25 protein-coding genes and 1 pseudogene are annotated in these 21,867 nt (G+C 54.4%); 2 read left to right on the top strand and 24 right to left on the bottom strand.

What is annotated here, in order from left to right:
- Positions 1-73: 73 nt before the first annotated feature.
- The 3 genes from CAGGBEG34_RS03975 to CAGGBEG34_RS03965 all read right to left on the bottom strand — a co-directional run bounded on the left by CAGGBEG34_RS03975 (position 74) and on the right by CAGGBEG34_RS03965 (position 3,321).
- Positions 74-1,672: a DUF5710 domain-containing protein gene (locus CAGGBEG34_RS03975; RefSeq protein WP_006682557.1), complete on the bottom strand. Its 1,599-nt coding sequence runs from the start codon at positions 1,670-1,672 to the stop codon at positions 74-76.
- Between the two features lie 112 nt (positions 1,673-1,784).
- Positions 1,785-3,032, bottom strand: a complete 1,248-nt coding sequence (locus CAGGBEG34_RS03970) for a KfrB domain-containing protein (protein ID WP_158641788.1) — start codon at positions 3,030-3,032, stop codon at positions 1,785-1,787.
- A 49-nt stretch (positions 3,033-3,081) separates the two neighbouring features.
- Positions 3,082-3,321, bottom strand: coding sequence for a hypothetical protein (locus tag CAGGBEG34_RS03965; RefSeq protein WP_042688043.1), 240 nt, complete (start codon positions 3,319-3,321; stop codon positions 3,082-3,084).
- Between the two features lie 256 nt (positions 3,322-3,577).
- Between CAGGBEG34_RS03965 and CAGGBEG34_RS11240 the strand changes: the two genes are divergently transcribed.
- Entirely contained in the window at positions 3,578-3,994 is a 417-nt protein-coding gene (locus CAGGBEG34_RS11240; RefSeq protein WP_050009308.1) for a hypothetical protein, read from the top strand.
- A 19-nt stretch (positions 3,995-4,013) separates the two neighbouring features.
- Here CAGGBEG34_RS11240 and CAGGBEG34_RS09620 read toward each other — a convergent pair whose 3' ends face one another.
- From CAGGBEG34_RS09620 to tnpA, 7 genes are all read right to left on the bottom strand, one after another.
- Entirely contained in the window at positions 4,014-5,105 is a 1,092-nt protein-coding gene (locus CAGGBEG34_RS09620; RefSeq protein WP_006682555.1) for a ParB/RepB/Spo0J family partition protein, read from the bottom strand.
- A gap of 23 nt (positions 5,106-5,128) precedes the next feature.
- Entirely contained in the window at positions 5,129-6,181 is a 1,053-nt protein-coding gene (locus CAGGBEG34_RS03945) for a PDDEXK nuclease domain-containing protein (RefSeq protein ID WP_042688035.1), read from the bottom strand.
- A gap of 41 nt (positions 6,182-6,222) precedes the next feature.
- Complete coding sequence (locus CAGGBEG34_RS03940; RefSeq protein ID WP_006682553.1) at positions 6,223-6,801, bottom strand: hypothetical protein; 579 nt, start codon at positions 6,799-6,801, stop codon at positions 6,223-6,225.
- Between the two features lie 418 nt (positions 6,802-7,219).
- Positions 7,220-7,879, bottom strand: coding sequence for a TraB/TrbI/VirB10 family type IV secretion system protein (locus tag CAGGBEG34_RS03935; RefSeq protein ID WP_050009306.1), 660 nt, complete (start codon positions 7,877-7,879; stop codon positions 7,220-7,222).
- A 208-nt stretch (positions 7,880-8,087) separates the two neighbouring features.
- Entirely contained in the window at positions 8,088-9,734 is a 1,647-nt protein-coding gene (gene tnpC, locus CAGGBEG34_RS03930; RefSeq protein WP_238984922.1) for an IS66 family transposase, read from the bottom strand.
- Positions 9,735-9,808: 74 nt separating this feature from the next.
- Positions 9,809-10,180: an IS66 family insertion sequence element accessory protein TnpB gene (gene tnpB, locus CAGGBEG34_RS03925; RefSeq protein WP_238984923.1), complete on the bottom strand. Its 372-nt coding sequence runs from the start codon at positions 10,178-10,180 to the stop codon at positions 9,809-9,811.
- Complete coding sequence (gene tnpA / locus CAGGBEG34_RS03920; RefSeq protein WP_042687387.1) at positions 10,140-10,613, bottom strand: IS66-like element accessory protein TnpA; 474 nt, start codon at positions 10,611-10,613, stop codon at positions 10,140-10,142. Before tnpA ends, tnpB begins: the two co-directional genes overlap by 41 nt.
- Positions 10,614-11,034: 421 nt before the next feature.
- Here tnpA and CAGGBEG34_RS03910 point away from each other — a divergent pair.
- Positions 11,035-11,811: pseudogene (locus CAGGBEG34_RS03910) on the top strand (ABC transporter substrate-binding protein); the annotation flags it as partial.
- A gap of 459 nt (positions 11,812-12,270) precedes the next feature.
- Here the strand turns inward: CAGGBEG34_RS03910 and pilM are convergent.
- The 14 genes from pilM to pilO2 form a co-directional block, all read right to left on the bottom strand.
- Positions 12,271-12,714: a type IV pilus biogenesis protein PilM gene (pilM, locus tag CAGGBEG34_RS03905; RefSeq protein ID WP_006682552.1), complete on the bottom strand. Its 444-nt coding sequence runs from the start codon at positions 12,712-12,714 to the stop codon at positions 12,271-12,273.
- A gap of 156 nt (positions 12,715-12,870) precedes the next feature.
- Positions 12,871-14,166, bottom strand: coding sequence for a shufflon system plasmid conjugative transfer pilus tip adhesin PilV (gene pilV / locus CAGGBEG34_RS03900; RefSeq protein WP_006682551.1), 1,296 nt, complete (start codon positions 14,164-14,166; stop codon positions 12,871-12,873).
- Positions 14,166-15,185, bottom strand: coding sequence for an ATPase, T2SS/T4P/T4SS family (locus CAGGBEG34_RS03895; protein WP_238984954.1), 1,020 nt, complete (start codon positions 15,183-15,185; stop codon positions 14,166-14,168). The genes pilV and CAGGBEG34_RS03895 overlap by 1 nt, the downstream gene beginning before the upstream one ends.
- The gene (locus CAGGBEG34_RS03890) at positions 15,175-15,516 is read right to left on the bottom strand and encodes a type II toxin-antitoxin system ChpB family toxin (RefSeq protein WP_006682549.1); all 342 of its coding nucleotides are present in this window, start codon (positions 15,514-15,516) and stop codon (positions 15,175-15,177) included. The genes CAGGBEG34_RS03895 and CAGGBEG34_RS03890 overlap by 11 nt, the downstream gene beginning before the upstream one ends.
- Positions 15,516-15,767, bottom strand: a complete 252-nt coding sequence (locus CAGGBEG34_RS03885) for an AbrB/MazE/SpoVT family DNA-binding domain-containing protein (protein WP_006682548.1) — start codon at positions 15,765-15,767, stop codon at positions 15,516-15,518. Before CAGGBEG34_RS03885 ends, CAGGBEG34_RS03890 begins: the two co-directional genes overlap by 1 nt.
- 101 nt (positions 15,768-15,868) lie before the next feature.
- Positions 15,869-16,216, bottom strand: a complete 348-nt coding sequence (locus CAGGBEG34_RS09615; protein WP_158641787.1) for a type 4 pilus major pilin — start codon at positions 16,214-16,216, stop codon at positions 15,869-15,871.
- 35 nt (positions 16,217-16,251) lie between these two features.
- Positions 16,252-16,431 carry a prepilin-type N-terminal cleavage/methylation domain-containing protein gene (locus CAGGBEG34_RS09610; RefSeq protein ID WP_050009303.1) on the bottom strand — a complete coding sequence of 60 codons (180 nt, stop codon included), beginning with the start codon at positions 16,429-16,431 and terminating at the stop codon, positions 16,252-16,254.
- An 11-nt stretch (positions 16,432-16,442) separates the two neighbouring features.
- Entirely contained in the window at positions 16,443-16,628 is a 186-nt protein-coding gene (locus tag CAGGBEG34_RS03875) for a hypothetical protein (RefSeq protein ID WP_042688023.1), read from the bottom strand.
- 49 nt (positions 16,629-16,677) lie between these two features.
- A complete protein-coding gene (locus CAGGBEG34_RS03870; protein WP_006682547.1) occupies positions 16,678-17,754 on the bottom strand; it encodes a type II secretion system F family protein in 1,077 nt (358 codons plus the stop codon).
- 25 nt (positions 17,755-17,779) lie between these two features.
- Complete coding sequence (locus CAGGBEG34_RS03865; RefSeq protein WP_006682546.1) at positions 17,780-18,109, bottom strand: H-NS histone family protein; 330 nt, start codon at positions 18,107-18,109, stop codon at positions 17,780-17,782.
- Between the two features lie 19 nt (positions 18,110-18,128).
- Positions 18,129-19,649 (bottom strand): GspE/PulE family protein, encoded by a 1,521-nt coding sequence (locus CAGGBEG34_RS03860; protein WP_006682545.1) that lies wholly within the window; start codon positions 19,647-19,649, stop codon positions 18,129-18,131.
- Positions 19,646-20,050, bottom strand: a complete 405-nt coding sequence (locus tag CAGGBEG34_RS03855; RefSeq protein ID WP_006682544.1) for an IncQ-type mobilization protein MobB — start codon at positions 20,048-20,050, stop codon at positions 19,646-19,648. Before CAGGBEG34_RS03855 ends, CAGGBEG34_RS03860 begins: the two co-directional genes overlap by 4 nt.
- A gap of 30 nt (positions 20,051-20,080) precedes the next feature.
- Entirely contained in the window at positions 20,081-20,539 is a 459-nt protein-coding gene (gene pilP / locus CAGGBEG34_RS03850; protein WP_006682543.1) for a type IV pilus biogenesis protein PilP, read from the bottom strand.
- A gap of 27 nt (positions 20,540-20,566) precedes the next feature.
- Positions 20,567-21,865: a type 4b pilus protein PilO2 gene (gene pilO2 / locus CAGGBEG34_RS03845; RefSeq protein ID WP_006682542.1), complete on the bottom strand. Its 1,299-nt coding sequence runs from the start codon at positions 21,863-21,865 to the stop codon at positions 20,567-20,569.
- Between the last annotated feature and the right edge of the window lie 2 nt (positions 21,866-21,867).

The following is a 21,867-nucleotide window of genomic DNA, read 5'->3' as shown; positions in this document are numbered from 1 at the left end:
CTAAAGTGCATCGAACGATTGCGTTGCCCTGCGCGTATCAAGATTTTTCTCTTAACTCAATTAAATAAACAATTTAACGTTCGATAGATCGATCTCTTGCTTTTTCTTGTACAAAGATTTGACCTTTACCATGGATATATTGGATGCGAACCGTTTGTCCTGTTTTTGGTGCGGTGTCCAATTGCTTTGAATCGTGGATAATTGCCGTTTGGCGTCCTACATTCTGCACGATCTGTGAAGCCGCCTGCCCAATGATAGGGCCGACGTATTGGCCATTCTCTTTGGCGTATTTAACCACTGTGGTTTCCCCGATCACCTCACGTGCGATATCGGTAGGCGTGCGCATTGTGCTAGGGGCTGATAATTCCATCAACAGAGCCAAACTGATCTGTCGACGCACAACCGGCAGTCCCTCACGCACATGGAGGTCGTTAAAATCCGTGGGCGAACCTACAAGTGATTGGAATGTTGGAAAGAGCGCTTTGATGTGGTGTTCTGCCGCTGCGGCCAGCGCTTTTTCCCGGCCGAGATTGAGGATCTTAACCGGTACTTTTGCAAGGCTTGCACGATTTGAGAACTCTCCGACGATGCGCTGCACGCCTTCAGTGCCCGCCTCGCAGGTCAATCGGAGGAAACAGTCAGGATTTGCGCGTAGAGCGTGCATTTCTCCATCAATGATCACTTCATCGGCGCTGACTTCTGATAATAAAAGCTTGGTTTTTGCATCATCAGAGGCAATGGTTGCATTGAGCGTTTTCAATATCCGTTTATCGGTGATGACATCATCGTCGCCGCAAATGATCAGTGTCTTCCCATTCAGACGCGGTACCAGATTACGTAACACTGGACTGATATTTCCACCATCAAAGACTTCCACCACGGGCAATGAAGTTGCCATATGCAGACTTGCACAGGTTGCATAGCCTTCACCAAAGAGTATGGTTTGGCTGGCATTCAAATTGCCAAGCACGTGAAAGTGTCCAGTCTTTCGGCCGTTTTTCTCATATCGCTTGTTGTCTTTTTCTGCGTCCGAGATGTATTGTAGACTCCATATTTTCCCATCTGCATCACGCAGAGGCGTCACCAGTAAATGACCTTCACGTCGCAGTCCAAATGCCTCTACTTGTTTGCGCTTGAGGTAAGGATGGTCGTCAGGCGCTAAAGTTTCCCATTTTTTTCCGATGTGCACTGCCACGTCCTCATGGGTCGTGTGCTCGTTCTGTTCACGTTGGCGGCGATTTTCATTGAGCAGTTGGCGATGATGCTCAAGGACCTTGCTGGATAGCATCGTCCCTTCTGGAAACCACGGACGACGCTCGCCGGTATCATGGTTCGCGATAAAACCACGGGCGGCGCCGTCCACAATTTCGCAACGGTACGCGCCTTTGAGCGCTTTCGTGTTTCTGCTGGTTGAGACGGTGGTTTTGTGCCATTGGCCGTCCATTTGAACGATCCCAGATACAACTAGGCCAGCCGCTTCCAACGCTTGAGTAAACTGGTCGTGAATTTCTTGTTCAGTGAGTGCGCGAGGCGGCTCGACCCAGCGCTTGAAAGAGGATAAGTCAAGGTGATCGGGAACGTACCACGCTTTCCTCTGAGCGTCGAATCGCGCCCCAAGCGCTTTTGCTTCCTCTTTTTCATTGAAAGGAACAAACAGATAGGTGCGTTCCATAAGAGAAATTTGAGGTGCTATTTCTAATGTTGGAAATTTCCGAACGCCAATCAACAGCGCCCTGCTCTTTTAGCTTTTAGAAAGTGATTTTAAATAATCTAATGGATTAGCATCAGTGTGTTCTCGCGCGTGAACGCTCCTGGTGAGTGCTGAATGTTGCGCTGCCTTTCTCGTACTGCACGTGCAGATGCGCGCCGCACGTCATCCATTTTTTCAGCTTGTCTGCATCAAAGCGCGACTTGTCATGCACGACGGAGGTTCGCCTGCCAATATCCTGCACGATATGATGATCCGTCTCATAGATGATCTTGCCCGCGTAGTGTCCATTCCGGGTGTTCGGCGGTTGTATGCCTCCGCCTGACTTGAGCGCGTGTTGTTCAGCGTCTGCCCGCGATTCGCTTTTTAAATACGCTGAAGTATTTTCTGCTTGGTCAATGGCGCGTCGTTCTTGCGCTGCCGCAAGGTTTTCCAGGTCTGTTGCTGTTGCCTCGTAGCCGACGACTTTCAAGCCGGTCAAGCTGGCCCGATACCACGCCTCGCGGCGAAACTGCTCCGTGCCGGTGACAAGGATGGCGTGCCAGCCCTTCGAGTGCGCCAGTTCAGTTGCAGCTTGAAAGGTGTCGATCTGTTTGTCGATGAAACGTATCTTGTCCGTTTCATCGACCAGTGCAACGCGCGCCTCTGTTAACCTGTGATATTCGCCTTTTTCTCCCCGAATGAATCGGCCATTTAGGAGCGTTTTCGGGCTGTACTTCGTGCGTTGCGAAGCATTGTGCTGCGCCGCTGCTGCAATGGTTGGCTGCGCGGCAGGAGCGTCATCCGTATTGGAGAATCGCACAAATGCGTTTTCTTGCGGCCCTGTAAGTGCGTTTGTGCGCTTCGTTTCTTGGTCAGGGGTTGGCTGAACCGTATTGTCTTCGTTTTCGCGCGCATTGAGCCTTTTAGCCTCTGCTTCTTTCAGTGGTTCTTCACTTATCTCTGGCAGCGCCTCATTCTGCGTTTTTTCTTTAAATTGAGCAGAATCCATTTCGCTGAGCATGAAAAATGCAATCACGGCTTCGCGGTCTTTCTGAGCAGGGACGTCGCGCTCCAGGTGGGCGCGTAAGTGGCCCGCGTTCAAATATCGCCTGATTTGGTCAAGCGGTCCACTGTTCGGCAGAAATGCAAGACGGACGCCCTCCTTGCCGTGATCGCCTAAGTAGGTATATTCGCCATACAGCATCTTCAACGTTTGGCCGATGCGGTACTCGTATTCTGCAAGGGCGGCGAATAGATGGGTTTCATCGGTATTGGCCGCAGGGTGACTGTAGGTAGAGGTTGAAATCGTTTGTGTCGCTCCTCTTTCGATTGTCATAGTCATTCCCCGCAATCATCCTATAGAATTGAATTTTTTATTCTAAACAGAGAAACTAAAGAACTGACGGTTCTTCGCATGCTTTTATTCCATCCGCCCATATTTTATGAAGCCATTCCAGATAGACCGCACTATCCACAGAACCATCCGGGTTTGTCGCAAAGGGTAAAGATTGCTTCCCAAATACTTTCTTCAAAATACTCGGCGCGATCCGCGCAGGAAGTATGATTTTGTGTTCATTGACAGACGATTTTACTTCCTCGTCCCGCCCATTTTTCCAAGAATAGGTTGGCATTTTGTTTCTCCTGCGCCCATTATTCTAATATATGAATTGCATTTTAAATATTTTTTCTGATATAGAAATACCTTTAGTTAAATATGATCAGAACATGTCGCACATTTACCACATAGGAAAGCGTAAGGATTTGTGTGGCGTTCGCGCGGCGGCCTTGAGGTTATTGGATTTATAGATACCGTGGGGCATTTCGGGCTACCAGCCCTGAAAGGTTGATCGAAGGGTTCCATCAAGGGTTCTAGTCCTGCAAAAGCAAATGAGTACCGCGCTTGCTCCATTGCATCTGCTGCTTTTTGGCGAAACGCTTGCTGATAACGGCATTCACAGTGCCTCAAGGCCGCCGCGTGAATGCCACACAAATCCTTACGCTTTCCATTATCCAATCGAAGGCGGCGCTTTTTGGGCCGCATGTGAGCAGTTGCTCACGAAGGATTTTCGAATCTCCTGGGCAGATCGATTTCCTGCGCGTCATGTCGCCGCGCGCGTTTTAGAGGCCGCTCAAGCCCGCGACATGCCCGTGGCGGGAATTGTTGCGCCAGACGAAGCGTTGACAAGCAAACCGACTCGAATGAAATACACGTGCATAACCTGTAAAACAAACGTATGGGGAAAGCCAGGCTTGAAACTGGGCTGCGGAGAATGTGGGGACGCTTACAGAGTGAACACGCGTTAGATGTGAAAACCGCTCTCGATTAACGAGATAAACGATTGATCGTCTCAGCCAGAACCATCGGCAGCTGACGTTCATCTTCTGAAGGCGTGCCTCCGAGTTGGGTAATGGCGTGTTTTATTTCTTCTGCTGGAAGCATCAGTGACACGGGATGTTTTTTGTTCGGGAGCGCGTTGCGCGTTAAAAGCGCTTCAAGTTGCTGTAAGGTTAACCGTGTCTCGCGCTTTTCGAAAACGGCCGGATTGATCGCTTTTGGGCTATACGGGATGATGGCCTCACCGCCGGTATCCTGGATGACGGGCGCAACGGATTGAAGGGCGGCGCTGGGTGTGTAGGATTCGTCGCGCGGCGCTTCAGAGGCAATAAACGCCTGTGTCTGATGGGCCAACTCTGGGGTCAGGCGCGTATGGATAGCGTTGTTCGGGTCCTGCATCCATGCTTCTTTGGCGCTGCGCAGATCACTGATCGTCAATGGCCGGTCTTCCTGGCGCGCTCGCGCTTTTAATTCTTCCCGTTTGTGTTCCGGCAGCGCCCGAAAGCTCTCAAGCAGCGAGGCGTGCGCAATCATTCCCGTGTTGACGACGTCTGACCATGCCGGATTGAGCAGCGCAAGAAGACGCGATATGTACTGGTTGCTTTTTTTCAATACCCGCGCCAGTTCTTGCTTTTGCAGTTCGGGATATTGTTTGAGTACGCTTTGAATAAATTGTGCGACTTCAAGGTCGGTCAAATCGCTGCGTTGCAAGTTCTCGGACAATTGCGCGAGCCGTAATCGGGCTGCGGATAAGTCGGGTCGAACAATCGCGGGAATGGCGCTCGAATTGGGGCGCCCGCGTTCATGATTCAGTTTAAACGCGCGCCAGCGCCGCTCACCCACCACGATACGGTATTTGTCGCCCGCTTCTTGTACGATGATCGGCTGCAACAGTGAGTTTGCATCGATATCATCGGCCAGTTCTTCAAGTGCTTGCATCACCGTCGGGTCAATCACGCCATCGACGGGATAAAACTGGGTGCGAGGTTGATTCGGATCCGGCTCAATGCGGTGGATGTCCAAATGGACAATCTGCTCAGCGGGCGCTTCGAGACGATTAAAGAATTTTGAGGAGTTCATACGAGAATAAGGGCGGCAAAAGGCTACTCTGTGATTGAAAAGGCTGCGTCATTAGAGGGCGGGCTCAATCTAGATTCCAATATTTCCGTGGGCGGAAGTATTGCCTGAAGCTCTTGAGGCAGTTCACGCAGCAGCCGGTAATCCGCAACGCCAATTGGTCCATCAGTACGCTTTAATGCATATTCAGCCACGAGTTTACTTTTCTTTCTGCACAATAACAGGCCGATACTGGGATGATCTTCAGGCGCTCGCAACACATCATTCACAACCGCCAGATAGAAATTGAGTTTGCCCACATGCTCTGGCTTCAGTTCAGTCGCCTTGAGTTCGATCACAAAATAACAGCGCAAGCGGACATGATAGAAGAGCATATCCAGGAAGAAATCCTGGCCGTCCACGGTCAACTTGTACTGGTTTCCCATATACGCAAAGCCGGTGCCGAGTTCCAACAACAGCTTTCTGAGATGATTGACCATAGACTGTTCGATTTCCTGTTCCGCAGCGCTTTCGGTCACTGGCAAAAATCTGAAGTCATAGGGGTCTTTAAACAACTGCAAGGCAAGGTCGGATTGCGGGGCAGGCAGCCGTTCTGCAAAGTTCGTCAGTTTGTGCGCCTGTTTTCCTTGCCGCGCATAGAGGTCTTGCTCGATCTGCGTCGCCAGAACATTACGGGAGATGCCATTCTGGACAACGTTGGCGGCGTACCAGTCGCGGGCTGCGGAGTCTTTGCCTTGTTCAATCAGCACGACAAGATGGCCCCACGGCAATTGTGCAACAGGCTGTTGCACAATTTCAGGGTACAGTGCTGCAAACTTCCTCATGTAGTGCAAATTTCTGACGGAAAAGCCTTGAGTGCCGGGGAAATCAGCGCGCAAATCTTGGGACAGTTGCTCCAAAAACTTGCCGCCCCACGCCGCCTGCGCCTGTTTCTCCAGTATCCGTTTTCCCAAATGCCAGTAAAACTGGATCATCTGTTGATTCACCGCATGAACCGCTTTGAGCTGTGCGCTGCGGTAGTGCTGTTTGATATCGGATAAGAAGGCTTGGTAGTCAGTATCGACTGCAAAGTGCTCCATCGGCGAACTCAAAATTTGGTTGTGATGCTTGAGTCAAACGTTCAATCTGGCTGACTTTTAGCCTTTGTCGCGGATGCCGGGTTTCCGATCATCTTCATCGGAGGGTACACATATTGTGCCCACCAGAAAAGCGCGGTGTAACACACGCCTGCGTGACTGATGCCGCATACTTGAGCGGTTTGATGTATCTGTGCGACCCGTTCTTCAGGAAGGCGCATATTGACCTGCATCCAGCCTGTTTGCCCTAAGTTCTTGCCTGCAACAGTCAGCGCTGACTTGGGTTGGCGCCAATGTAATCCGTGCTCCCACGGACGCTCAGTGAAGAAGCGCCGCAACATATCCTCAAACATCTGTGTCAACGAAGGATAAAGATAGGGCGCAATACTCTTGAGATACGTGTAAATCTGCATGGGGCAGCGCGTCGGCACGATCTGTAATGCTTCAAGCCGTGTTCTGGGCCGACCACTCCGCTGGCCGGAGCGCAGCCGCGGGCGTGTCTCCCGCAGTGTTGGAGACGCTGCTTCGGACGGTTGCCCTTGAGCAGAGGGGGTAGAGGGCAAGAGAGACGGCTTGCGCTCCTTCGGAGCCGATTTGTCCAGTGTACCTTTGTTGGAACACATTGAAAAAGAAAACAAGTAATCTAAATAGATCGTATATTATCGCATCCGTGTTACTAGGAGTATAGTTTTTTTCTTAATAAGGATAAAAAGTAGAAAAAGGAGAGCATAAGGATTTGTGTGGCATTCACGCGGCGGCCTTGAGGCACTGTGAATGCCGTTATCAGCAAGCGTTCCGCCAAAAAGCAGCAGATGCAATGGAGCAAGCGCGGTACTCATCTGCTTTTGCAGGATTAGAACCCTCGACGGAACCCTTCAATCAACCTTTCAGGGCTGGTAGCCCGAAATGCCCAACGGTATCTATAATTCCAATAATCTCAAGGCCGCCGCGTGAATGCCACACAAACCTTATGCTTTCCAAAAATCACAGAAGCAAAAGCGCTCGCTTTTTTAGAGAGGCAGGGCAATCTTCTGATCTTGGTCAACGGATCGCGGCGTGTGGTTGATACGCGCCGGGAAATACCATATCGCGCGTGACGATGATATTGAATTTGTAGCCTGGCGCGCGCGTCAACGTCGGTTGAACGTTCATTCCGCGTTGAATATAGGCCGCGCCCGTTTGGCCGAGTTGTTGCCCGACCGATTGGGAAATCATTTGCGAGTTGGTCGGCATCCCGTTGAGAGTTGCATTCTGTTTCTGTGTCAATTCAATGCCGGCGGAAAAGGCGGCCATCAGCAGTGCGCTTCCAAACACTTTCAGATAGTGATTGTTGACGTGGGCATCAAAACCGGCATTTCCCGCTTTGTCTTCGCCCGGCATGCCATTCAAATTGAGACTGCTGGCATCCGGAAAAATCAGCCGGTTCCAGACCACCAGAATGCGCTGTTGTCCATAAGCGATCTGACTATCGTAGGTCCCAATCACTTTTGTCCCCTGTGGTATCAGTAAATAACGGCCAGTGGCGGTGTCATAAACATTCTCGGTGACGCGCGCGCAGGTTTGGCCGGGTAAATCAGAATTCAATCCACATTCCAGTGCGGCCGGAATGGACCAGCCGGCTTTCAATTCAAAAGGGGAAAGAGGCGGTTGCTTCAGTTCCTTGAGATAGGTTTTGGGAGCCGTATCGCTGTAAGCGCTCAATTTTCTGCACCTCGCTTATTGCAGGTTGGAGGCGGAGTATGGGTGTCCACCCAAATTGAAGGTGGACACCGTGAGACAGGAAGAATCGTAAGCGTAAGCCCTCAATTTTCTGCACCCGTTGTGGGCGAAAGTGATCGCCCCGCGAGGCTGATGATCGATGGTGTGGAGAGAGATCGTAAGGAAACCCAACGCTGGTTGAGGTGTCGAACTATCCGGAAGGGGGCTTTTTTGTAACGGGCTGCCGTTGGGCGAAATGCCAGGGGAGCAGGTCATTCACCTCAGCGTCGTCCGGGCGTTTGGGGAGCTCGGTGAGCACTTCGTTGAGGTAGTCCCAAGGTTTGACCTGACAAGCACGGCAGGTGAGCATGAGGCTATAGATCACCGCGCTGGCGCGCGCGCCCGCGGCCGTATCGCTAAACAGCCAGTTTTTCCGGCCGGTGCAAAAAGGACGAATATCCCGCTCAATGAGGTTATTATCGATGGGGGCATGGCCATCTTCCGCATAGCGGCTCAGGTAAATCCACTGCTCGCGGGTGTAGCCAATGGCTTTGCCAAGCAAGCTTTTGGGTAAGACGTGCTGGGCCTGTTCGTCGAGCCAAGCCTTGAAAGCGGTGAGCACCGGCGCACTGTGCTGCTGTCGCCACCGGTACAAGAGCTCAGGGTGACCCTGCCTATCCCGCGCCAGGGCTTCGACTTTGTATAGCCGGCGAATGAACGTGAGCGCTTGCTCGGCGCGCCCGTCTTTTTGGGGAGAAGCCTTGAGCGCTTCGTCAAAGCGGCGTCTGGCATGGGCCCAGCAACCGAAGTGGGTCACGCCTTGAAGAGATCGCCACGCGAGGTAGCCGTCACTGATCAGTTTGCCCGTATACCCGTTCAGAAACGCCTGCGGATGATGTTGTGCGCGTGAGAGTTGATAGTCAAACAGGACAACCGGTTCAGCGCTGGGTTCGGCGCTCCGATAAGCCCACATGTAGCTTTTGCTCTGGGCGTGCCGACCGGCTTCGTGCAAGACCTGCAGGGTGGTTTCGTCGCCGTGGATTAGAGGCTGTGTGAGGAGCACGTGATGCATCGCGTCATACAAACGCTGCAGATGGCGTTGACTCGCGCCAATGAGCCAGTGTCCCATCGTGCCGCGCCCGATCTGAATGCCTGCGCGATGGAATACCTGTTCCATTCGATATAATGGCAAGCCATCGGCATATTTACTCGTCATCACCGTGGCAATCGTCGCCGCACTGGCCACGCTGCCAGGCAGCGGCTGCGCAGGCATCTCGGCACGCACCACGGGTGCGCGGATCTCATGACGTTCGCAGTGTCGGCAGCCGTATTTGAAGCGCACGTGTTGCCATACCCACACCTGGCGGGGCGGTATATGCAACTGCTCGCTGATGTCTTCGCCGATGCGGTGCATCATGCGCTGACAGTGCGGGCAGCATTTCTGTGCGTCGGGAAGATCGTATTCAATCCGCTGGCGCGGCAGTTCTGCGGGCAGCGCGCGCCGGCCCCGCGGGGGTTCGGGTGAGCGCGGCGCCTCTTGCGGCAGACCCGTGTCCAGCAGGGGAACCGTCCTCTCGTCTGTGCCCGGATCCGCTTTGGCTTCGTGCTCGGCTTCGTTGAACACGCGCTCGCGGGACTTCTCGCTCCGCGGCGCATAGCGCTTCAGTTGCGCAAGCCGGAATTGCTCTTCGAGATAACGCACCCGCTCGCTTAACTCGGCAATGCGCCGCGCCGCCACCGCCGCGCGCGCTTCGAGCGCTGCCCTGTCCGCTTCGAGCGCTTCTTTGTCCGCTTCAAGTGTGCGGATATAACGCTGAACCGGTGACGGTAAATCAGGAAAACAAGCGTAAGCATTCATACCGCTTACGATAACTCATCTGCGCCGCTTATCCAGCAGAGGAGACAGGTCGCACCGCGAACCGCTTGACCTGTTTAGCTCACACGCCGATAGGCGCGCCAGGGATGTCGTCGCATCGCTTCAATGTCGATTCCCTCCAGCAGCCAGTGCAGTTGCTCAATCGTCAGCACCAGGACAGCTTGCTGGCGCGGCCACATGAAGCGATCTGCTTCGAGCCGTTTCGTCAGCAACCAAAAACCATTGCGATCCCAAAGCAATAACTTCACGCGATCCCGCCGGCGATTGCTGAATGCGTAAACCGCGCGCGCAAATGGATCCCGTTGCAAACTTTGCTCAACCAGCGCAGCGAGCCCATTAATGCCTTTGCGAAAATCCACAGCCTCACGGTGCAAATACACTTGCAGATCAACGGCCAGATGAAACATCGCCGCGCCCCAACGTTTCAATCATCGCACAGACCAACTCCGCGTCCTGACCCAGGCACTCAAGGGTCAGTCTCACGCCATTGGGCAGATAGGCATTGAGCCGGGAGGGCTTCGCAGGATCAGGCCATTTGCGAGTGGACTGGCTCAGGGCAGGCATACAAGCAGGCCGCTCTCTTATTGCGGGAGCGCTTTTGTTCTGAATGACCGGTACAAACGCCGAGAGTTTCTCTGCCCCGTCCTTCATGACGCCCTTCTCTCTCGCTCGCCGGTCTCGCCTAATCCATTTATGCAACAGGTTTGCGTTCACTCCATGCGAAAGCGCTAGGCTAGCTATCGACACGCCCGGCTGCAAGCACGCTTCAACCAGCCGGCTCTTCGCTTGCGGATCAAATATCCGACTGCCATCTCGCTTCACTCTGATTATTGGCAGTCCATCACATACCGATTCATCCATGTCTTAGGGTGTCCACTGTCAATTGGGTGGACACCCATACTCCGCTTCTACCCTGCAATGCGCCAGGTGCAGAAAATTGAGCGCTTACGTATCGCTCATGCGCAGGAACTGTTCCTTCCGTATTTGCTTATTTTGATCTTCTTGCGATTGAGCCAGAGCAGGGATCAATGGAGTTGCCCTACCCTGTTGCGTGACCGCAAGCGCCCCTGCTGGATCTCGAGCGGCGTTCGCTTGTGTTTCGACGCGCTCGGCCCTGGACAACATTCCACCACTATCGCTCATTCCAAAATCTAAACCAGATCGTATTGCGTTGCGCTCTCGATCCGCCTTCTCCTGACGTTCTTGCGTGGCCGCTTGTTCTTCTGGCGTTCGATACTGAGGCGCGCCGGATTCGCCGAGGGGCGCAGTCAGTGCAGGTCTACGTCCTTCTGATATTGCGGCGCTGCGGAAAGCGCCGCACCTCCGAGTATTAAGCCAGTCAGGTTTTAGTATGGGGCTTCTGGTGTACAACGTGACACATCAGCCACTTGACGATATGCGAGTACGCCGTGCACTGGATATGGCGATTGATAAGAAGGCGATTATTGATGCCGTTTACGACAGCCACGCGCAAGTGGCCGTTGCGCCGATGCCCCCGTTGCAATGGGGGTATGACAAAAGTTTAAAAGACACACCACGTGATTTAAAACAGGCAAGGCGATTATTAGCGCAAGCGGGTTATCCAAACGGATTCACCCTTTCACTGTGGGCGCTGCCAGTACCACAGGTCTATAACCCAAATCCCCGTTTAATGGCCCAAGTGATCCAGGCGGACTGGGAAAAGATTGGCGTGAAAGCCAAGATTGTCACGTATGAATTGGGAGAATACCTACACCGCGCAAATAAAGGCGAGCATGATGCACTACTGATTGATTGGATCAACCAGAAAAACGATCCTGACGAATGGCTAACAACAGAGATTTTCTCGCACTGGCGCAACAAAGCGTTTGACAACTTACGTCAGAAAGCACAACAAACGATTGATACCGAGAAGCGTACTCAGCTCTATCTAAAAGCGCAAAAAATATTTAAACGCGAGCAGCCGTTTACGCCTATCGCCTACGCGACCAATTACCAGATCATCAATAAACACGTCACCGGCTTCAAAATCAATCCGCTTGGCCCAACCATTTTTTCTGGGGTTGGACTGTCCGAGTAAGGGACATGACGCGCAGGCGTCTGTGATGACACGGTTTGCTCAGCAGGTCGGATGTAAGCGCAGAGCAGCCGGCAGCGCTAAAATTCCGAAAAACAGGATGTAGAAGGCAGGGAACATAAGAAGGCCCATTTGGTCGGTCATCCAGGTCAGAACCAACGGAGTGATGCCGCCGAGAAAAGCGGCGGGAAGTGTATACCGCCAGATTCATTCCGCAGCATCGCACAGATTACGGAAAATGTCTGGTGTCAATGCGGGCAAGCACAGAGAGATGTTCTTCCAGAAACGCCTCAAAAATAGATACGTTTTTATTCTGCTTCGTATGCCAAAGTGCAAAGATTTCACTATCTCGTCACGCAAAATTTCGACAGGCTCACCGATTGCACTCACGCATAAAGCAAAGCAAGCGACTGCGCTTCCTTCACAGCGCGCAGCAATGGCCAAAAGATGGACTATCGCGCTTCACCCATCCGCATATACGACACTTCCCTCTGGAACCTGTATAGGCAAGCGTACTGAGGTGATGCCGCTGATTGGATTGTAGAGCCATCCGCCCTGATTAATCCCGGCTAGTACAGCATACTCGCTTGCTTTTAAAAGCATCGTCACCAACTCCGGCTGAGCGGGCGAGAAATACACATACCCTTGGCCGTCTACCACATAATTCTGGACATCTGGCCTGTGACGGAACCAGACGGGCAATTCCAGCGCCGTATCAGCGACTGCGCCGGTGACAAAAGTATGGGTGCGCGCATAATTTCCCACGGCATTGCGATAAACGCGCATATTTCCAGTAATCGCTGCGGCTTCTCCTGTGAGAGCATTGGCCTGCAGCCTATGCTGGTTCTGCATAAAGAACAGGCCAAGAGAGAGCAAAACCGCAAAAAACACAGATAAGATTGGCATGCCTCATGCTCCCGTTATGTTGTGCGTCTGATGGATTTAGCATCAAGGTTATCCACACTTTCTGGGGATAAGAGTGGGGATTTTGTGTGCTTTTCCCTTTCCTATCCAGCCATCCTCCGAGCGCACACAAAAACAGGCAGAAGGCGATTCAACCGGTTAGTCCCTAAAACTCATCAGCCACACCTGTTCTGCCCCGTAAAACCCCCAAGTCTCCCCTCGCATAATTGGCATCGTGCCGGAGACTTTACCTTGTCCGTATTTATCGCGCTGCGAAATGGCAAAACGTGGCACACCAGAGGTATAACCCACCAAAGGGCAGTTATGGCATGAAGTTGCAACCAGAAGTCCTGAGTGCTCTGTATAGCCCGATAGACCGACCTGTTGCCAGCCGGTGAACGCCAAGCCATGTGGGGATCGCCAGATGTTGTCATTCTGACAGGCGAGCAAATTCCCATCGGTTGATGACCGACCAATTAAACCCGTTGGCCAGCAATAGTAACCTTCACGCGCCACACCATTAATCTGTAAATATTCTCCAGCGACCAGACGGCCGTTTGCCTGTATCCATCCATTAGCCTGTATATGTTTTTCGGAGGAAATATTTCCGATTGCATGTACGTCTTTGTGGGAATAGAGACCTCCTTTTGCCTGCATGTACCCATAAGAGATCGTGCGGGCCTCAGAAATAATGTCCCCTTGTGCATAAACATTGCGCATCGCACGCACATCTATTTCCGCATCGACATTTTTGACACTGACCCATCCTCCGTTTTTGACATCATGGCCGCCCATATCGAGCGCGGTATTCATCCGGTTCAACTCTGGATGTCCCGCCACTGGATTGCGGTACAGATAGTCGCTGGTGAGCGCGGCATCGTCGAAGAATAACGCCGTCGCCAGATGCCCCGCCCCCGGCGAGATGTGGTAATTCGACAGAGGCATCCGCCAGCCGCCATAGCTCCCCTGCGCGTATGTCACATCCTTCGATGAAATAAACCCGCCCCGCGCCCCAACTAACTGTGCAATGCGGCGGATACCCAGTTCAGGGATCGTTTCTCCGCCCGTGCTGACGATCAGCGTTTCCAGTTTTTTCTCCGCCGGTTTGAGCGCGAGGACTCTGTATTCCTGTCCGAACGGATTCTGGTCAGAGAATGCAGCGGGCAAATAACCGGTGCGCTTGAGCATCGGCACCGTGACCACGGCCGGCCGAGTGGGACTTGCAGCGCCCAGAAGCGCCGCATAGTGGTCTTTGATATATTGCACAGCAGCGTCCGAAACGGTCTTCTGATGCTCGGCGGCGGATTGATTCGTCAGATTGTCCGCATAGCCCGATAAATATTGAGCGCCCAGGCCCAACGCGGCAATGGTGACGATTAGCACCACCAGCATTTCAAGGGCGGTAAAGCCTTGTTGAGCGTTTTGGCTTTTGCTATCCCTTATGCGTGCGCTCATCACTCGCCCCCGAAAGTGTTCTGCAGATTCCAGGCAGCTTGACGGCTTTGCGTTTCGACGTTCTGCATCACCTGTCCAATCAGGCCCTTGCGGATCCTGGCGCGGATGCCTGCGGATTCTGGACCGCTGAACACCAGCGATTTTGAGATGAACCGCGCCCCTTGCCCGTCCCCAGCGCGGGATATTCTCTCCAGCGTTTGCCAGATCACGATGGTCAACCCGTCCGCCAGAATATCGTTCGTATTCGATGCGCGGCCATTGCAGAAGGTCTGCATGCGCTCAATCGCCTGCACAATATCGCCCGCGTGAATCGTTGCAATAATTAAATGACCATTGATGCTGGCTTGTAATGCCTGAAACGCGGTGTCTTCATCGCGGATTTCGCCGATCAGAATCAGGTCCGCGCCCGAACGCATCGCGCGGATCATATGTTCCTGATAACCGCCACTCTTGCGCGATGCGCGCACCTGAATGCAGCGGCCATGCCCATGCAAACCGTTCAGCCGGGTCTCTGGCGGGTCTTCAACCGCAATCGCAATCCCGCCATGATCTTTCAAACGCTGCACCACAATCGATGCGGCCGTCGAAGTCTTGCCCGTCCCCATTTCTCCGGCGATCAGAATCAATCCGCGCGTCTGTGGCTCCAGCAGTGCCCGCATCACGTGCGGCGCCAGTCCAAGCGTGGCGAGCGGCCGGATTTGCGCACACGAGCGTCGAAGAATGAACACATCCTCATTTGCCACATCGCTGATTTGCGTAACGCGGAACAGCACGCCATCCAGAATGAGCGCAAATTCCGGTTCCTGCTGCGCACGGTAAATGACCTGACATTGTTGCCGCAACGCATTGATCTGGTCTTTCAGTTCATCGGGCGCGCCCACTCTGGAGGCAGACGCACCGGCCAAGCCCTTGATGTCGCAATACTCTTCCCCGATGTATAAATCGACGAACTCGAGCGCGCTGATTTTTTGAGTGTTCATCAGTACTTCAAAACATGCAATCCGAATCTCAGCAATCAAGTAATGCTACCAACCGTCCAAGGGCGTCATCTAACACTTCCTGTGGTACTCGCTCGATTTTGCGCGCTTGCCTCTCCGTAAGGTCGAGCATCCTGATCTTATTGATGAGTGCGACACCCTGCGTCTTGCATCCAGTTCCTGTCAAGCTGACGGCGAAGCCCGCGTAGCGCGAGAAGTCACCGCCTTGAGTGACCGGCGCGACCAGTACGTCACCCAGTTGATTGAACTCCTTGGTGGTCAAAACCAAGGCGGGTCTTGTTCCCTTCTGCTCATGGCCAACAGCAGGATCAAGCGGCACATTCACCACATCACCACGGTCGAAAACTGGCATCACCACACCTCTTGACCGGCCGGCTTCGCGGCATCCCACAAGCCCATGTCTGCAGGTGGAGGCACCTTTGGATCGCACTGCGCGAGCAGATCGGCCAAGATGTACTTGCGCTTGCGCGCCAACACGATTTTTCCATCCTCGGTTGTATTCATAATCATAGATTGACCGGCCGACAAGCCAAGGTCTTTCAGCACTGTGGGCGGGAACACAGCAACAGTGCTGTTCCCGTATCTACGAAGCACTATTTCCATCACGACATCCGTTTAGCATTGTTGAACAGGATTGCACTGTATGGCCGACGCTTCAGAGCGTCAAGCCTTCCTCAAGGCGTGAGTTGAAACGTGCGCCTTGCTTATGACCCCGTTGTCCAGACAATCGTATTGTCCTTGTCTGAACTGCAATCATTTTTCGCCTGCGCGGCGGTGTACTCCCCTATGACTTCCGCCGCGCCATTGACCTGAATCTTTTCAAAGGCGCTCCCCCGGCTGGTTCGGGTCGCCAGCGCAATGCAGGCGTCTTCGGGCACAGCCGCATAACGGATCGAAAACGTCCTTCTTGCGGAAGTCACCGCGACGACGCCTTCCCAGACGTTGTACGGGATGCCATCGGTGAGCGTCATATTTTTCGGAATGCCGTTTGTGCTGATCAGCAGCGGTACCAGATCCGTGCCCGATGCACCGTAGCCGGAGTTGGTCTTCAAATCCTTCGTGTTCACCAGCAGCAGGTTGACATCGCTTAATCCTTCCGAGAGCTTGGACTTTCCAAAAAGCCGGTCAATCCGGCTCGCCCCCAGGCAATGATGGTCAAACCAATAATGAGTACAACGAGTAATTCGAGCGCGGTAAAGCCCGCTTGATCCTGATATTTTTTATTTATTCGGTGTTGTGCGGTATTACTCCGGAATTGAAACGCCATAGGGTCCCCCGTCAAAATAAAGAAAGAATGATGATGACCAGCAATACAAAAACGATGAAAACAAAGCCGAACTTCAATGGGCGATCAGCGACAGCGCACTCTTTTTGAAGCAAGCGTATGTATTCCACGCCCGCTTTGATGCGCTTTAAAAGCTCCGCCCGCAGCGCTTCTATGGCGCTCGATCTTCTCTGGTTCATTCTGGCTTCTCCCGTGTTGTACAGACTCAGGATTTCAGGATGGCGACCCCTACATCCCCGCTTCAACGGCGTTCTGAATCCCGCCCGCGCCCGCGATGACGACGACCATCAGCGCACCAATCGCGAGCACGCCGCAGGCCAGCGTGACCTTTGAGAAGGTTTGAATCTTTTTGATGCTGTGCGCCAGCCACCGGTCTCCAAACCCGCTCATCGCGGCTTCAAAGCCATCGTGATTCGCGAGCACGCTTAAATACTGAACCGCCTTTTTGTCCGGGAAGTGATGGCCCGCGCGGTGCAACGCCACGCCCAGATTGCCGCCAATCCGAATGCCATATAGCGCCGCATCGATGCGTTCTTTGAGCCAGGGCTTTGCATTCACCGCCAGGAGCTGCAGCGCTTCCTCCAACCGAACGCCCGATTGCAGCATCACCGCAACATTCAGTAAGAACGTTGAACCCTGTAAGGTCCGGTAGACCGACCAGGGCGGTGACTGATCGAGCACAACGCGCACCCGGCCGCGCAAATAGGGCAAGGTCGCGAATACCAGCAGCGCGAGCACGAGGAGGCAGATGAGCGCCACAACGCCATAACCCGTGACAAATTGCGCCATCCGATAGAGCAGTTTCGCCGCGCCTTCCCAACTTTTTGGATCGGTGACTTTGGCCAGTTTCGGCACCAACTGGTTCGCCACCATATGGAGCAGACCACACGCCAGCGCAAACAGCACAGCGGGGTAGACCGTCGCACCGAGCGCTGCGCTCAATATGCTCCGTTTGGCGGTGATCACCTTGATGGCGTCTTCAAACGCCTTTTTCATCCGGCCAGACTTCTCTCCCGCGGCAATCAGCGATGCTTCCTGGTCATTCGTCCATTTGGCCAGCGCCTTTGAAAGCGGCTGACCTTCGCTGATAAGCATCAGGCAGTCATGAATCACTATCGCGCGCGGGTTATTTGGCTTTTTGTTTTCTTCGCTGGCGATGACGACCATTTCTTTCAGCGCGTCGTGCAGCAACACATGATTCTCCAGCAGCAGCGACAGGGTTTCATAAAATTCAATCCGCGCCCGCGCGCCGAACTGCAGGCGCACCACCGCCTCATTCGCGCCTTCGATCAAAGACTCAAACATCTCGGCATTTCCTCAATACAGGCGTTCAGTTCAGTACGCCATTGGCCCGCACACGCGCTTTTTGAATGAGAAAATCTGCGCGATCCTTACCCGCCATCCATTTCGGGGCTTTGCCCCGGCCCGACCATGTTTGATCCGGATTCTCCGGATTCACATACTTCGGCGCCACCCGCATACTGGAACGCGGCGGATGGCCACGCTCTGGGGCCAGACCAAGATCGGCCAGGCAAATCCCATACGTCTGCATTTTTTGTCTGATCCCGCTGACGACAGCGTCGAATTCCGCCGCTCTGGCGGATTCAATCTGTTTGTCCAGCGCTTCTCTCTGAACAATGAGTTCTCGATATAAAGACATTTCACTCCCTTTAGAACAGTTAACGCTCGAATATCGTCTGATCCGCATCGAGCAAACCCACATCCCGCTCGCCGTGCAGCGGATCGACTAAACCTTCGTTGATACAGCGGATTAAATGCTGGTTTTTGGTAATGCCGTGCAAATGGCGCATCCAATATTCCACCGCCTCGGATTTGCCCTGTGTTTTGAAGATCCGCATGAATGCTTTATTCGGCGCAATCACTTCGGCGATGACCATCCGGCCTGAAATCCCCGTTCCGTTGCACTGCACACACCCTTCGCCTTTAAGCCAGACGCGTTCCGGTTCGCATAAGTCCTCAATGCGCGGAGCCAGGCCATCTGCCAACGGGTACCCATATCCGAGGTACGGCCTGCGACACTGCAAACAAAGTTTGCGCACCAGCGATTGATTCACCAGGCCAGTCATCAATGCCGGATCCGTCAATAAGCCCTCTTCAACGCCAAGATCGCGTAACCGCTCCAGAATCGACACCGCATCATTCGTATGCAGCGTCGTCCAGACGCCGTGCCCGGTCATCGCCGCGCGAAAGGCGGCCACGGCTGAAGACAGATCGCGAATCTCGCCAATCATCATCACATCGGGGTCGAGCCGCATCGCGTTGGAGATCGCGCGCGCCCACTCGTGCGAAAGCGCCTCATCGTCATCTTTATCGCACAGAATCGGTGTCTGGTTTGCGCCGGGAATCGCATATTCCGGCGGGTCTTCAATCGTCAGCAGATGAATTCGCTCGTCAAAGCGGCGCATCAAATCGGTCAATACGCATTCAAGCGTAGTGGATTTGCCAGAGCCCGTCGGCCCCGAAAAGATGTTGATGCCCGTCGTCTGTTGACTCATACGGCGAATCAGCGCAATCTGTTCCGGCAGATAACCCAATGCGTCGAGCGTCGGCTTTGCGCCGCGCCGGTCATAAAGCAAGCGCAGCACCATCAATACACCGGTGTCAAGCGGGCGCGTACCGACGCGCGCGCCGAACAGTCCGCATTGCTGGATAAAGCTGCGTTTCAGGCGCGCGTCCCGGCTTTTTCCAGGGTTGTAAATCGAATCGGCCACATCGCACATCGATTGATAGATCGTCGTGCACAGATCGTTGCCATGTTGCGCGGTCAGCTCGTGCGCGGTGATTAATTCCCCGTGGATCCGGAAACGCACTGCACAAATGCGCGGATCGACAATGAAATGCACATCGCTCGCGCCCTTCTCCACCGCCTCGCGAATCAGGCGCACCACCTCCGTCTGACGATGTGTGCTGCCTTCGCTGGATGCGGTCCGCAACATCGGCGCAGCGCCCGTCTGCGCCGTGTCATACAGTTGTTTGATCTGGGTCAGCGAGACTTTTTCGACCCGGAACGGATGCGCATGGCGCGTTAAGCGCTCTATAAAACTCAGCACATGATGGTCTTTCTCGTGCGACGCGGAGACATACAGAGTACCGTCGCCCGTCAGACAGATCATGTCCTGCAGCGGCGCGGAAAGCGCATACGGCCCGCCTGGCGCGGTCAGAATCTGAACGGCGTTCATTTTTTCACTCCCAATATATGTATGAGCACTGCAGTCACCGCGCCTGTCAGGGCTGCCAAAGCGTAATGCCTCCACTCCATTCGTTGACCTGCTTGGTTCAGGCTGTCTGCTGCTCTCTTCGCTTCTGCCGCCGCGTTGTTCCATGCTCTCGCTGAATTTCCGATCTGCTGTTTGAATGTCTCGATCTGCTCTCGGCTCTTGCTGTCGATTTCGGTCAGCGTCTGCCGCGTCTCGTCTGTCAACGCGGCCATTGCCTGCGCCAATGGTTCCAGCGTTGCGGCTAACGCTTGCGCGTTCTGATGTTCGGTTTGCCGGAGTGTCTCCATCTGGCCCGCCAAACGTTCTAGCCGTGTCTCGTTCAATGAATCAGCGGACTGCCGCAAAATCTCTGTTTTTCTCATACGTCACCCCACGTTTTTCCAGCCTATCGTCTACCGGGGCAAAGGCGGGCGGGGCGGCTGTACCGGTCCCGGCATCGTCGGTAAAAACGGCGGCGCGGCAAGGGGCTGGGTCGGCGCTGTTGCGGCAAAACCCACTGTCAGGCGCTGTCGGCCTTTGCTCAACTCCACCTTGTCCACGCCGACGGACATGACCTTGAACCCGCCCAGGATCGTGTCGCCCGGTTTGGCATCCATCACCACGCCGGAGCGATAGAGGAAAGTGGCGTAGAGTTGATCGCCCGCGCCATAGACGGCCTTCACCACGGGCGCAGCGCCCTCGCCTTCCACGCTGCTTCTGGCATCCAGTTCTGATTGCGCCGCCGCCCGTTCCGCCTTTGCTTTCAGGAGCAAGGTATCGCTCTGGATGTTCGACAGATCGCCGACCGTGCCTTCAGCATGAGTCAGTCCCGCCGCACAGAGCAGTGCAATCAGCGCTGTTCTGGTTCGCATCGCGCGTTCCCAATCAGTGCTGTGGTTTTATCTCGCATAGAGTTCTCCTGTAACGTTCCAGGTCAGTTTTGCAGCGCTGCTTTTAACGCTGAGTTCAGTTAAGCGGATGCCTGCGCCGCTCAGGCCACTCAGGAGCGTTTGCGGCGCCTGTGCCATCGTGAATTGAAAAGCCCATGTTTTCCAGTCCGGCGCGGAAGACGATGGAGAGGGCAATTGCCCAGGCAATGCCTGTGACGCCTGCGTCGGGTCGGCCTTTTCCGCCAGCCTGAGCGGAATACCGAGGGACTGAAAATACGATGAGAGGCGCGCCGCAGCAGCGGCTATCGGCTCAAGCGCATCGTCCCCGCTGGGGATAGGGGTCAGTGGATAAACGCAGGACGCCCGCTCGCCTCCGCCATGAATCACCGGCTCGGATTCAAAGTGCGCGCAGGCCCCGTCCATAAAATCATGGACCGTCGCCCGCCCGCTGCGGGCATAGACGGCTTCGATGCGCGGCGCAGTGCACCGCGCCGTCTCGAATGTCCAGCCGCGAATGACGAGCGGCAGGGTGTAAACGGCATTGAGGCATCCCGTCAGAAAATTTTCGACGGACGGCTGCCTGGCCCACGGGTGTTCGAGTGGAGCCATCTGTTTTTGTTGATTCTGTGCGTTGAGCTGAGCCAGTTGCTGTCTGCGCAGATGCTCGGCCCGCTCGCGCGCTTTTCTGTGCTGCACAGCCCGTATGAAGTAGACGCTCACAATGGCGGCCAGTAATGCCGCCACGGCGATGCCAACGCCCCACTCTTTGGCGCTCAGCCCGAAGGTCAGCGATTTAAGCCGATATTCTTTCTTCAGCCGCGCGGGGGTGAGCAGTGTGTTCAGATCCAGCGTTTCGCCCGCATGGTCAAACCCGGCAGGGATATAGATTTTTTCCCATGCAAACAGCCCGTACACTTCGTTTAGCTTGGCGCGCACCGCCGCATGATCGCCCGTCAGATCGCATCCGGGCACGATGGCGCGGTCATTCACGGCCGCGAGCACATAATGGCCATCGTCCAGCACAAACACGCCCAGCCATGAAGGCCCAAGCAGGCCCGCCAGCGCGGCGGCCATGCTGACCATGCCTTTGAGCGCGCCCTGATGCTTGGCCACAAAGCCCGCCTGAATGATCGTGCTGCGCCGGATGGCGACGATCTCCATCGACTCGCGCTTGCCGATTTCACGCGCTTCCTTCATATACGCGCGCGGGCGGGTCAATGGCTGCCAGAACAGGCCGCACACAAAGGGCTTGCCATTCACCCTGAGCACTTTGACCTTCGGCAGCATGCGTGGAGGCGTCGCGGGCATCG

It is taken from the genome of Candidatus Glomeribacter gigasporarum BEG34, assembly GCF_000227585.1.
Taxonomy (GTDB): Bacteria; Pseudomonadota; Gammaproteobacteria; order Burkholderiales; family Burkholderiaceae; genus Glomeribacter; species Glomeribacter gigasporarum_B.
This window is presented reverse-complemented; position numbering and strand designations above follow the sequence as displayed.